The organism is Pedobacter aquatilis (assembly GCF_030409415.1).
In the GTDB taxonomy this organism is placed as follows: Bacteria; Bacteroidota; Bacteroidia; order Sphingobacteriales; family Sphingobacteriaceae; genus Pedobacter; species Pedobacter aquatilis.
This window is the reverse complement of the sequence record NZ_JAUFPW010000030.1, coordinates 140,270-153,878: the sequence shown is the minus strand read 5'-3', so window position 1 is coordinate 153,878 and position 13,609 is coordinate 140,270. Positions and strand designations below refer to the sequence as shown.

Sequence of the window (13,609 nt, the reverse complement as noted above, 5' to 3'; positions counted from 1 at the left end):
AGCGCATGATTTTAATCATGGCAATAAAATTTAAAAAATAATTAAAATGTATTTCAAATCAACATTTTTTGAAGATTATCAATTACAAGATAAACGTGTAACCTTAGGTCGCACGATAACGGAAACAGATTTTGTGGTTCACGCTGGTCATACGGGCGATTTCTTTCCGCACCATATGGATGCAGAATGGTGTGCAACGCAACCTTTTAAACAGCGTATCGCCCACGGAACCATGATTTTTAGCATTGGGATTGGATTAACAGCATCAGAAATTAATCCAGAAGCAATGTCGAAAGGTTATGATAAATTGCGTTTTGTAAAGCCTGTTTTCATTGGCGATACCATTCATTCAGAAATTACCATATCTGAAAAAGGAGAAAGCAAAAGACCAGAATACGGAACCGTTACCGAACATGTAGAAATAATTAACCAGCATAAAGAAGTGGTTCTAGTTTGCGACCATTTACTTGTAGTGAAGAAGAAATAGTTCACTCGTTCATTGGTTCACTCGTTCATTAGTCAAAACGCCTAATAAACTTCTGAACTAAACCACTATCTAATACAATTGCTAACCAATGAACTAATGACTAATGAACCATTGAACCAATAAAACCAAATATAATGAACCACAACACACAACCCGAAATCATCACAGAGAGCGACCCGGCCTCAGAAAAGAAGTATTTATTGCCATTTATCTTGGTGGTAAGTCTGTTTTTTCTTTGGGGGATGGCACATAACTTAGATTCTATTTTAATCCCACATTTAAAAAAGGCATGTAATTTAAGCAATAGCCAATCTACGCTGATTGATACCTCTGTATTTCTTGCATACTTTTTAATGGCAATTCCTGCGGGAATTCTATTAAAGCGTTTCGGCTATAAATCAACCATGATTACAGGTTTACTTGCGTTTGCGTTTGGGGCATTTTTATTTGTTCCAGCGGCTAATAATTTATCTTATATTACTTTTTTGGTGGCTCTATTCATAATTGGTTGTGGTTTAACCTTGCTCGAAACATCTGCAAATCCTTATGCAACTATTTTAGGAAGCCCGGATAAAGCGGCTTGGAGAATTAACTTAGCGGCTACTTTCAATGGTTTGGCAGCTCCGTTGGCTACAGTTGTTGGTCGGTTTATTCTTTCAGGTAAATCTCACACACAAGAAGAATTAGCTGCAATGACGGAAACGGTTAGGAACAATTACTTTTTAACAGAAGCATCAACAGTAAAAACACCATACATCATTTTAGGAACGGTACTGGTTTTAGTGGCGATTCTATTTTACTTTATGAAACTGCCCGAAGTTAAAACAGCCAGTAAAGATGGGATTTCGCAAGGCAGTTTTTTGGGTGCTTTAAAACATAAACATTTACGCTGGGCAGTAATTGCGCAATTCTTCTATGTAGGTGCACAGGTTTGTGTGACGAGTTTCTTCATCAGGGCAGCGCAACAGGCAGGCGGTTTTGACGAATATACAGCACTCTATTATTTGGGTTTATACGGTACATTATTTTTAGTAGGGCGTTTTGTGGGTACAGCCTTACTTCGTTACATCGCCTCAAATAAACTCTTGGCTATTTACGCTGTGGTTTGTGTGCTCTTGAGCATCGTTGCCATTACTTCAACAGGTGTAATCGTAGTTTATGCGCTCGGCGGATTAGGTTTTTTTATGTCAATTATGTTTCCAACCATTTTTGCTTTAGGTATTGATGGAATTGGCGATGACACCAAACCAGGTTCATCGTGGTTAATCATGTCGATAGTTGGTGGCGCAATTTTGCCTTATGCAATGGGCAGTTTGATCGATGCTTATGGAGATAACATTCAAATCGGTTATAGCATTCCCTTCGTTTGCTATTTGATTATTTTATTCTTCGGATTGCGAGGATATAAAATCGTTCATAATTAATAAAAAATGGCCGTCATTGCGAGGTACGAAGCAATCTTACAACTCTAGTTTATAGCGAGTACTTTAGGATTGCTTCGTACCTCGCAATGACGAAAAAGAATAATAATGAAACCAATACTTAAAAAAATCTTCTTGTTTTTTCTGCTTTCTGCTTTCTGCTTTGAGCTTCATGCTCAAAAAAATGATAGTGCGAAGCCTTGGGTTTTCTGGTATTGGGTGAAAGGTGCCGTTTCGAAAGAAGGAATTACCTCAGATTTGGAAGCCATGAAAACCAACGGAATTGCAGGGGCTTACTTAATGAGTATTCAAGGGCCAGACAAAACACCAGTTTACAGTCCGCCCGCGGTGCAACTTACGCCAGAATGGTGGAAGTTGGTTGAGTTCGCCATGAACGAAGCAAAGCGTTTGGATTTGAAAATAGGCATGCATGTTAGCGATGGTTTTGCTTTGGCTGGTGGTCCGTGGATTACTCCAGAACTATCAATGCAAAAGGTAGTTTGGTCTAAAATAAATATCAGTAAATCAGCTACTAAAATAAATTTACCTAAACCAAAACATAAAGAAAATTATTACAAAGATATCGCGGTTTATGCTTATCTATCACCAGCTGGTGAGGGAATTTCAACCCGAGCAATTATTCCAAAAATTACTGCTAGTAACGGTGCTGATGCGAGTGGTTTGGTTAAAGTTGGGAATAAAATAAGCTTCGGTTCAAACGAGCCTTGTTACATTCAGTACGAATTTGATAAACCATTTACTTGCAGAACGATAACCATTAAAATCAGTGGTAATAATTATCAGGCGCAAAGATTGGCCATCGAAGTTAGCGATGATGGTAAAATTTTTCGCTCTGCGGGAAGATTGGAAGCACCACGACATGGCTGGCAAGATACTGATGAAGATGTAACGCATTCCATTACGCCAACCACAGCAAAGTATTTCAGGTTTATTTATGATAAGAAAGGCTCAGAACCTGGCTCCGAAGATTTAGATGCTGCGAAATGGAAACCCTCTTTAAAATTAGTAAATCTAGAATTATCTTCAGAAGCGCAAATTAATCAATTTGAAGGTAAAAATGGCTCTGTTTGGAGAGTTAGTAAGCGAAGCACAGAAGAACAAATCGCTCAAAACCTTTGTGTTCCATTAAATAAAATCATCAACCTAACGGATAAATTAAATCCTGATGGTAGTTTAAACTGGAAAGCAACAAAAGGAAACTGGACAATTTTAAGGGTCGGACATACATCAACAGGGCATACCAATGCTACGGCTGGCGCTGGTAAAGGCCTAGAAAGCGATAAATTTAATCCTGCAGCAGTTAAACTGCAATTTGATAGTTGGTACGGTGAAGCATTAAACCATGGCGGACCAGAAATTGCCAAGAAAGTTTTGAGCACTTTTCATGTAGATAGTTGGGAGTGCGGAAGTCAGAACTGGTCGCCGTTGTTTAAGTCGGAATTTTTAAAACGCAGAGGATATGATTTAACGCCTTATTTGCCAATTATGACTGGGTTGCCAGTTGAGAGTACAAAAGTATCTGAGGATTTCTTATACGATGTAAGAAAAACAATTTCAGAATTGGTTGTTGACCAGTTTTATAAAACCTTAGTCACGCTTGCAAAAGAAAAAGGCGTAACCTTTACGGCAGAAAGTATTGCACCAACCATGATGAGCGATGGTTTGTTGCATTACAAAGCGGTTGATGTGCCAATGGGCGAATTTTGGTTAAATAGTCCAACACACGATAAGCCAAATGATATGCTAGATGCCATTTCTGGCGCTCATATTTACGGTAAAAATATCATTCAGGCAGAAGCTTTTACAACCGTTCGTATGGATTGGAACGAAAGTCCTGCCAATATGAAAACCCTGCAAGACAGAAATTACGCTTTGGGGATTAATAAATTGGTGTATCATGTTTTTACGCATAATCCGTGGATGGATAGAAAGCCTGGGATGACTTTGGATGGTGTTGGTTTATACTTCCAACGCGACCAAACCTGGTGGAAACTGGGTAAAGCCTGGATAGATTACGCAGAGCGAACACAAAATCTTTTACAACAAGGCAAGCCAGTAGTTGATATCGCTGTTTTTACAGGCGAAGAATTGCCCCGTCGGTCGGTTTTACCTGATAGATTAGTAGGGACTTTGCCTGGCATTTTTGGTGATGATGTTGTGGAAGCTGAACAGAAACGCCTGGAAAATGTAGATGAACCTTTAAGGCAAATTCCCGCCGGCGTTACACATTCTGCAAACATGGCCGACCCAGAAAATTGGGTGAATCCGCTTCGTGGCTATGCTTACGATAGTTTTAACCCCGATGTATTGAGCACAGCAACTGTTGAAGATGGTAATGTGGTTTTTGAAAGTGGTGCAACTTACAAGGTTTTAGTTTTTACAGGGAAGTTAAAACTAAACCCTAACTATGAATACATCAGTTACGAAACCGTAAAGAAACTTTCAGAACTAATTAATGCAGGTGCAAAGGTAATTGTTGCAGAAAAGCCTTCGTTTCAAAATGGAATTAAACAAGTTTCAAATTCGGAATTTAATCAGCTAGTGGATGAAATTTGGGGTGGAAATTTTGATTCATTTAAAAGTGGCGGTAAACCAATTTACAATAAGAAATTAGGTTTAGGACAGATTTTTAGAGCGCCTTTTGAGGGAAATGATTTCAATAGTTTGGGAATAGAGAAGGATTTGCAGGTAAACATGCTACAGGACATTTTAAGTTCAACAATTACACCTGTAAAGCATATCGCGTTTGCGCACAGAAAAACTTCAGATTCAGATATTTATTTTATTGCTAATCAAAAAGATAAAGAACAAGATTTTCTATTCTCATTTAGAGTAAACGGGAAAATTCCTCAAATATATGATGCGGTTTCTGATGATACTTTAACCTTAAAAAATTGGTCGATTAAGGATGGAAGAACAAATTTTCATTATCGATTGGCAGCGAAGGGTTCGGTGTTTGTGATTTTTAAGGAAAAGGCAAATGCAACAAAGCTAAGTCTCGGCGCTAACTGGAATAAGTTGAAACCAGCTCAAGATATTTCCAAAAACTGGACTGTACAATTCGATGCAGCGTATGGTGGGCCTCCAAAACCCATAATTTTTAATGAATTAATCAATTGGACAAAACATCCAGACAGTGCAATTAAATATTATTCAGGTACAGCTATCTATACCAAAACCTTTAATCACAATGGTGATACTAAAAACATTTGGATTGACTTAGGCGGTTTTTCGAGCATGGCAGCTGTAAAAATTAACGGAATAGATTGCGGCACTTTGTGGACGGCGCCGCACCGCCTCGATATTAGTAAAGCCATCAAAAAAGGTAAAAATGAAATCACAATCGAAGTAGTAAATACCTGGGCTAATCGTTTAATTGGTGATAGTAAATTACCTGAAGATAAAAGGCTTACAAAAACGACAGCGCCATTCAGATTAGAAGGGAAGCCATTAAATCCTGCAGGTTTATTTGGGCCTGTGGTTATACAATTGGAGGAGAAATAACCGTCATTGCGAGGCACGAAGCAATCTATTTCGATAATTCAGATTGCTTCGTACCTCGCAATGACGTCAAGAAAATTAATAGCAAGTAATATGATTAACAGATTCGCATTCATTATAATCTTAGCTCTATCATGTATGGAGGTAAACGCTCAAGACAAAGCTTTAGTTAATACTTCGAATAGTAAATTTGCAAAGCTTCACAGCCTAAACATGAGCGATGTAACCTGGACAAAAGGTTTCTGGGCAGACAGATTTAAGGTTGCAACCGAAACAATGGTGCCAAATATGTGGGCCATTTACAACGACCCGAAAATCAGCCATGCGTTTAAAAACTTTGAAATTGCTGCAGGTTTAGATACAGGTTCGCATAAAGGTCCATCTTTTCATGATGGCGATTACTACAAAACTTTAGAAGCGGTTGCTGTACTTTACGCCTCAACTAAAAATCCAAAATTGAATGAAATGATGGATAAAGCTATTGTGGTGATTGGGAAATCGCAGCGTGAAGATGGTTACATCTACACAAAAGCAATGATTGAGCAACGTAAAACTGGCTCTAAAAATCAATTTCAGGATAGATTAAGCTTCGAATCTTATAATATTGGACATTTAATGACGGCTGGTTGCATTCATTACCGAGCAACTGGAAAAACCACCTTGCTTAACATCGCTAAAAAGGCAACTGACTATTTATACAATTTCTACAAATCGGCTTCGCCAACATTAGCGAGAAATGCCATTTGTCCATCGCACTACATGGGTGTTGTAGAAATGTATCGCACCACGAAAGACCCTCGTTATTTGGAATTAGCCAATCATTTAATCGCCATAAAAGGCAAAATTGATGATGGAACGGATGATAATCAGGATAGAATTCCATTTTTACAGCAGAAAAAAGCAATGGGGCATGCGGTGCGGGCGAGTTATTTGTACGCAGGTGTTGCAGATTTGTATTCTGAAACTGGAAAAGATTCGCTTTTAAATACATTAAACTTGATGTGGGATGATGTGCAAAACCACAAAATGTACATTACAGGTGGTTTAGGCTCTTTATACGATGGGACTTCTCCAGACGGAACTTCATACAATCCCGTTGATGTTCAAAAAATCCATCAGGCTTTCGGTCGTGATTACCAATTGCCAAATTTTACGGCACACAATGAAACGTGTGCAAACATTGGAAACGTACTTTGGAACTGGCGAATGCTACAAATTACGGGCGATGCAAAATACGCAGATGTAATGGAATTGGCTTTACACAACAGCGTTTTATCAGGCATTAGTTTAGATGGGAAGAAGTTTTTGTATACCAATCCACTTGCACAATCTGATGATTTACCTTTCAAGCAACGTTGGTCAAAAGATAGACTGCCTTACATTGGTTTATCAAATTGTTGTCCGCCAAATGTGGTAAGAACCATCGCAGAAGTTAGCGATTATGCTTACAGTATTTCTGATAAAGGTTTGTGGTTCAATTTGTATGGGGGTAATAACTTAAGTACAAAATTAGCTGATGGAACAAAAATTTCTCTTGTGCAGGAAACCAACTATCCTTGGGATGGAAAGATTAAAATCTCCGTAAATGAAGTCGGGAATAAAGCATATTCCATGTTTCTTAGAATTCCTGCATGGACTCAAAATGCAAAAATCAGCATCAACGGAAAACTAGAGAATATTAAAACCATTTCTGGAACTTATGCCGAAATCAATCGGGTTTGGAAAAAGGGCGATGTTGTGGAATTAAATCTTCCAATGGATGCCACTTTAATTGAAGCCAACCCATTAGTTGAAGAAAATAGAAACCAAATTGCGGTTAAACGTGGTCCGATTGTGTATTGCTTAGAATCGACCGATTTACCTGGTAAAAGTATCTTCAATGCCTTTATTCCAACCTCTACCAAATTTGAAGCTAAATCAATGAATATTGATGGTGCAGAAGTGATGAGTTTAGTTGGCAACGCTAAAATTGTAGAGCCAAATAGCTGGAAAAACGTATTGTATCGCCCTGTAAATGATAATAATAGCCAAACAGAAATAAAACTCGTACCGTATTTCACTTGGGGCAATCGTGGGCATTCGGAAATGTCGGTTTGGTTACCCGTAAGCAAATAATTATGGAAAGAATTACAGCAACATATTACATTGAAACGCCACTCGATTTAGAAAAATCGGCTCAGGTATTGGCTGGAGAGCAATCTTCGGGAACATTTATAGCCGTACCTGGAGAAACAGAAGAATTAAAAGCAAGGTTTGCAGCTCGGGTTGAATCCATTGAAAAACTGGATTCTTCTACAGAACCATCTATTCCGAGTGTAAAATTAAACGCAGGGATTTATCAAAGAGCGATTGTAAAGGTTTCTTGGTCGATAGAAAATTTTGGCTATAACTTACCTGTCCTTATCTCAACCTTACAAGGCAATTTATACGAATTAACACAATTCACCGGCTTAAAATTAATGGATATTGGTTTCCCTGAATCGTTTGCAAATGCATTTAAGGGACCTCAATTTGGGATTGATGGTTGTAGAAAATTAACCAATGTGCACGGAAGACCGCTAATTGGAACCATCATTAAACCAAGTATTGGGATGAGTCCGGAACAAACAGCCGAACTGGTAAAAACTTTAGCAGAAGCTGGAATCGATTTTATCAAGGATGATGAATTGCTTGGCTCATCGGCTAATTCTCCGTTTGATAAGCGTGTTGATGCGATTATGAATGTGATTAATGCACACGCAGATAAAACTGGGAAAAAAGTGATGTATGCTTTTAATTTGAGTGATGAGTTAGACCAAATGCAACGTAACTATGAAAAAATTGTATGCAGTGGCGGAACATCGGCTATGATAAGCTTAAATAGTGTTGGTTTGGCTGGCGTTAAAAAGATATGTGATAACCGAGAATTGGCCATTCACGCCCATAGAAATGGTTGGGGCATGTTAAACAGGCACCCACTTTTGGGTATTGAATTTCCAGCTTATCAGAAACTTTGGCGTTTGGTAGGCGTAGACCAAATTCATGTAAATGGCATTCAGAATAAGTTTTGGGAATCTGATGATTCTGTAGTTACCTCAATCGAATCTTGCTTAAAACCATTTTTAGGTGGATTCTCTGTACTTCCGGTTGTATCATCAGGGCAATGGGGTGGACAAGCTGTTGAAACTTACAGACGTACAAAAACTGTTGATTTACTTTATATGGCAGGTGGCGGTATTATGGCACATCCAAGTGGTCCAACTGGTGGCGTAATTGCTTTGCAACAGGCTTGGCAAGGTGCTGTAGATGGTTTATCAGTAGAAGATACGGCAAAAAAATATTCAGAATTTAATCAATCAGTTTCCGTTTTCGGTAAAAAATAAAATGGATAATACAGAAAATAAACGTTTGTTAATGGCTTATTATGGCGATGATTTCACTGGCTCTACCGATGCCTTGGAATTTTTGTGCAGGGCAGGAATTAAAACGGTTTTATTTATAGATGTGCCTTGTGAAGAACAATTAAAGCAATATCATGATATACAAGCCATTGGCATTGCAGGCATGACGAGGGCTTTATCGCCAGAAAATATGGAAGACGTTTTATTGCCCACATTTACGGCTATAAGACAACTTAACCCAAAGCATGTTCACTATAAAGTTTGCTCCACATTCGATTCCTCCCCAAAAATTGGCAGCATTGGCAAGGCAATAGATGTTGCGCAAACGATATTCAAAACAGCATTTGTTCCATTGGTCGTGGCCGCACCAGCATTGGGTAGGTATTGCTTATTCGGTAATTTATTTGCCCGAATGGGCATTGGAAGCGATGGCGACATTTATCGTTTAGATAGGCATCCATCAATGCGCAAACACCCGGTTACGCCTGCTGATGAAAGTGATATTCGCTTGCATTTAGCGAAACAAACCAATAAAAAAATCGGCTTGTTTAACATCACAAATTTACACCAGTTTGCAGATAAACCGTTTGAATTAAATTTTGCTGATAATGAAATAATGCTTTTTGATGCCTTAACCAATGCTGATTTAAAGCCTGTTGGCGAAATTATTGAAAGACAATCTAACGCTGAAAATATTGTTTTTTCTGTGGGTTCATCGGGCATTGAAATGGCTTTAGGTGCTTATTGGGCAGAAACTGGAATTGTGAATGAAAAATCAACTTGGGATAAAGTAGAACTTTCAAAACCTGTGTTGATTATATCGGGGAGTTGCTCACCAGTAACTTCGGCACAAATACAACATGCGTTGGATAATGGTTTTGCGGAGGTTGGCATAGATACAGTTACCCTTGCCAAACAATACCGTACGGACTCAGAACTAAAAGAATGCATTGTTGATGATTATGTTCTGAAAGTCTCGGAAATTATCAAATCAGGTAAAAGCGTTTTGGTACATACCAGTCTTGGTCACGATGATATTCGTGTAATTGAAACGGATAAAATATTTAATAACAGAGATTTACAGAAGTCAATTGCATCAAAAATTTACGGTGGTTTGCTTGGTGAAATCGCTAAAAAAGTGGCTGAGCAAACCGATTTGGAGCGGATAATAATTGCTGGAGGTGATACTTCTAGCTATGCAGCCAGAGCCATGGATATTGAAGCGGTTGAAATGATTTTACCGCTTGCACCAGGTGCGCCATTATGCAGGGCAAGTTCAAAAAATATCAAAATAAATAATTTACAGGTCGTTTTTAAAGGCGGCCAAGTTGGTAAACCTGATTTTTTTGTTCAGGCATCAACCAATAATTTCAATTAAAAACCTATTAAACAACCAAATATGAAAGCTAAAACACTCGGTCTTGTACATACTTCAGCAACATTAGTTCCTGTTTTCCAACAGTTATGTGCTACGCATTTACCAAATATTAATGTTTTTAACATTGTTGATGATAGTTTGATAAAAGATGTGATTGCCCGTAATGAACTCACTAAACTAACGGCTAGAAGAGTTGTAGACCATGTTGGTTCAGCTGCTTTGGCGGGCGCCGATTATATTTTAGTAACCTGTTCTTCAATTGGTGCCGCTGTAGAAGCGGCAGCCGAGTTAACTGGCGTTCCTGTTTTAAGGGTAGACCAACCAATGGCTGATTTAGCCGTGCAAACGGGGAAAAAAATAGGTGTTATTGCAACATTACCTACAACATTAGGACCAACAAGCGATTTAGTAAAACGTAGAGCTGCCGCTGCTGGTAAAGAAATTGAACTAACTTCTAAATTGTGTGAAGGTGCTTTTGAAGCTTTAATGAGTGGAAATCCTGAGCAGCACGATGAAATGGTTTCGGCAGCTTTAAAGCAGCTTTCTACAGAGGTTGATGTAATCGTTTTAGCTCAGGCTTCTATGTCTAGAGTGGTGGATGGTTTGCAGGAATCTGAAAAACGCATTCCAATTTTATCAAGTCCTGCTTTAGCAATTCAACATATTGCCTCACTATTAAAGGATTAGGGGCATGTATAAAATCCGAAAAATTTGCCTCGGCATTGCCGCAATTGCATTGGCAATATTACTGTTCGGCTGTATTACTCAAAACGCGGCTTTGTGGCAGCCTGCCTTAGTTACAACCGCTGTAAGTTTTGCAATTGGCATTGGTGCAATCGAAAGTTTAAAAAGTTATCAATACACCATGTGGATTATCGTTGCAGTTGTTGCAGGAATGGTTTATCCGTCAGCATTTTTAAAATGGGGCAGCTTCGATTTAAGAAATAAATGGCTTGTTTTAGTGGTGGTGCAATTTGTAATGTTCGGTATGGGCATACAAATGGGTTTAAAGGATTTTTCTGGATTAGCAAATTCGGGTAAAGGAATAATTATTGGTTTGCTTTGCCACTTTTCTATCATGCCTTTAATGGGGTTACTGCTGGTTAAAGTATTCAATTTTGAACCTGAAATTGCCGCAGGCATTATTTTGATAGGTTCTTGTTCAAGTGGTTTGGCATCGAATGTTATGGTTTACATTGCAAGGGCGAATTTGGTTTTATCAGTTGCTGTAACGGCAATCGCAACTTTAGTGGCACCAATTATGACACCGCTGTTGATGAAACTTTTGGCTGGAACACTTATCGAAATTAAGTTTTTGAACATGATGATGGAAATTATCAAAATTGTTATTGTTCCGATTGGAGCAGCATTAGTACACGATTATCTGAAAAAAGCATCACCAAAAGGCATCAATATTATAAAAGTTATTGTTGGCTTTAGCATACTGTGGCTTACCGCAATATATTTTGGATTATGGAATAGTTTAGCACAAACTTTACCAGAAGATGCCATGCAATCTGTTGAGATTTTCAGTTTTTTTGCAGGCGCATTTTTGGTTGGCGTAATTTATCATTTGCTCACCTATAAAATCAAAAATTTAGATGATTTGATGCCTTACGTTTCCATGTTTGGGATTGTTTATTTTACAACGGTAACTACAGCGGCTGGTCGCGATAACCTTTTGAAGGTTGGTTTTTTACTGTTTTTGGCTTCAGTTATTCATAATGGAGCAGGTTATTTATTTGGATATATGTTAAGTCGAGTGTTTGGTTTGGACAAAAAATCATCGAGAACCGTAGCGTTTGAAGTTGGTCTGCAAAATGGTGGCATGGCTTCTGGTTTGGCTGGTGGAATGGGTAAATTAGGAACAGTAGGTTTAGCGGCCGCTGTTTTTAGTCCGTGGATGAATATTTCGGGCTCTATCTTGGCAAATTATTGGAGAAGAAAAGCATTAAAAGTAGAAGAAAATGAAAAGAAAGTTTCTTAAAATCATATTAATATTAAATTGCTTTGCAAATGTGTTCATTGCGAATGCAACGGTTAAACCTGCATCAATTTTTACCAACCACATGGTTTTACAGCAACAAAGCAACGTTGCCATTTGGGGTTGGGCAAAGCCATCTTCCAAAGTAAAAATCATCACTTCGTGGAATAAGGAAAACTATTCGGTTACGACAGACCAAAATGGTAAATGGAAGGTTAAAATTGCTACTTCGTCAGCTGGAGGACCATATAATATCGAATTTAATGATGGTGAAAAGCTAATTTTAACAGATATTTTAATCGGCGAGGTTTGGTTTTGCGGTGGACAATCGAACATGGAATTGCCAATGAAGGGATATAAAGGTCAGCCAAATATTGGTAGTAATGAAGCAATTTTGAAATCTAAAAATCCGAACATCAGATTATACACGGTTCCACGTTCATCTACAACAGAGCGACAAGAAAAAAGCAAACCATCCGAATGGAAATTGAGTGAGCCAGAAGTTGTTGCTAATTTCAGTGCAACGGCCTATTATTTTGGTTCGCTTTTAAGTGAGATTTTAAATGTACCTATCGGGATAATTAACGATAGTTATAGCGGTTCTTCCATTGAAGCCTGGATGTCGCCCGAAGATTTAAAAGCATTTCCAGAAATTAAAATTCCATCAAAAGGCGATTCGATTAAAGACGTGAGCAGAACGCCAACCACTTTATACAATGGAATGCTTTATCCAGTGATTGGATATGGTATAAAAGGCGCAATTTTTTATCAAGGCGAATCTAATTACGAACGGCCAGACCGTTATGAAGATTTGTTTCCTGCAATGGTTTCGAGTTGGCGGAAAAACTGGGATAATGGCGAATTTCCATTCTATTATGCACAAATTGCGCCTTACAATTATTCGCAATTAGCGCCATTTCATAAGGGCGGAAAATATAATTCAGCTTTTTTAAGAGATGCGCAACGTAAATCCTTAGACAAAATCCCAAACTCAGCAATGGCTGTTTTAATGGATATTGGTGAAGAAAATATGATTCATCCTTCGAGAAAAAAGCAGGGTGGAGAGCGTTTAGCTTTTCTGGCTTTGGCTAAAACATACGGTATTAAAGGTTTTAGTGCAACAAGTCCGTTATATGAATCTTTAACCATCGAAAAAAATACTGCAATTGTTAAATTTAAAGACGTTCCGAATGGATTAACTTCGTTTAGTAAAGAGTTAACCACGTTTGAAATTGCTGGCGCAGATAAGAAATTTTATCCCGCGAAAGCGATAATTAAAGGAAGCAGCATTGCGGTTTCGGCAGAACAAGTGAAAGTTCCAGTTGCGGTACGTTATGCTTTTAAAGATTTTATAGTTGGAGATTTATTTGGAAATGACGGCCTGCCAGTTTCCTCTTTCCGTACAGATGATTGGGATAATTAAACACACCCCTCATT

General features: G+C 38.3%; 9 protein-coding genes. All 9 read left to right on the top strand.

Features of this window, described 5'->3' with window-relative positions:
* Positions 1–46 precede the first annotated feature (46 nt).
* The 9 genes from QWY86_RS13275 (at position 47) to QWY86_RS13235 (ending at position 13,595) form a co-directional block, all read left to right on the top strand.
* Positions 47–487, top strand: coding sequence for a MaoC/PaaZ C-terminal domain-containing protein (locus QWY86_RS13275; RefSeq protein ID WP_290242813.1), 441 nt, complete (start codon positions 47–49; stop codon positions 485–487).
* A gap of 134 nt (positions 488–621) precedes the next feature.
* Positions 622–1,911: an L-fucose:H+ symporter permease gene (gene fucP / locus QWY86_RS13270; protein WP_290242812.1), complete on the top strand. Its 1,290-nt coding sequence runs from the start codon at positions 622–624 to the stop codon at positions 1,909–1,911.
* Positions 1,912–2,016: 105 nt separating this feature from the next.
* Complete coding sequence (locus QWY86_RS13265; protein ID WP_290242811.1) at positions 2,017–5,433, top strand: glycosyl hydrolase; 3,417 nt, start codon at positions 2,017–2,019, stop codon at positions 5,431–5,433.
* Between the two features lie 90 nt (positions 5,434–5,523).
* Entirely contained in the window at positions 5,524–7,545 is a 2,022-nt protein-coding gene (locus tag QWY86_RS13260; RefSeq protein ID WP_290242810.1) for an aceric acid hydrolase, read from the top strand.
* 2 nt (positions 7,546–7,547) lie between these two features.
* Positions 7,548–8,792 (top strand): ribulose-bisphosphate carboxylase large subunit family protein, encoded by a 1,245-nt coding sequence (locus tag QWY86_RS13255; RefSeq protein WP_290242809.1) that lies wholly within the window; start codon positions 7,548–7,550, stop codon positions 8,790–8,792.
* Position 8,793: 1 nt separating this feature from the next.
* A complete protein-coding gene (locus tag QWY86_RS13250; protein ID WP_290242808.1) occupies positions 8,794–10,188 on the top strand; it encodes a four-carbon acid sugar kinase family protein in 1,395 nt (464 codons plus the stop codon).
* A gap of 21 nt (positions 10,189–10,209) precedes the next feature.
* On the top strand, positions 10,210–10,875 hold the full coding sequence (locus QWY86_RS13245) for an aspartate/glutamate racemase family protein (RefSeq protein WP_290242807.1): 666 nt from the start codon (positions 10,210–10,212) through the stop codon (positions 10,873–10,875).
* Positions 10,876–10,879: 4 nt separating this feature from the next.
* Complete coding sequence (locus QWY86_RS13240; RefSeq protein ID WP_290242806.1) at positions 10,880–12,175, top strand: bile acid:sodium symporter family protein; 1,296 nt, start codon at positions 10,880–10,882, stop codon at positions 12,173–12,175.
* Positions 12,156–13,595: a sialate O-acetylesterase gene (locus tag QWY86_RS13235; RefSeq protein ID WP_290242805.1), complete on the top strand. Its 1,440-nt coding sequence runs from the start codon at positions 12,156–12,158 to the stop codon at positions 13,593–13,595. Before QWY86_RS13240 ends, QWY86_RS13235 begins: the two co-directional genes overlap by 20 nt.
* Positions 13,596–13,609: the final 14 nt, after the last annotated feature.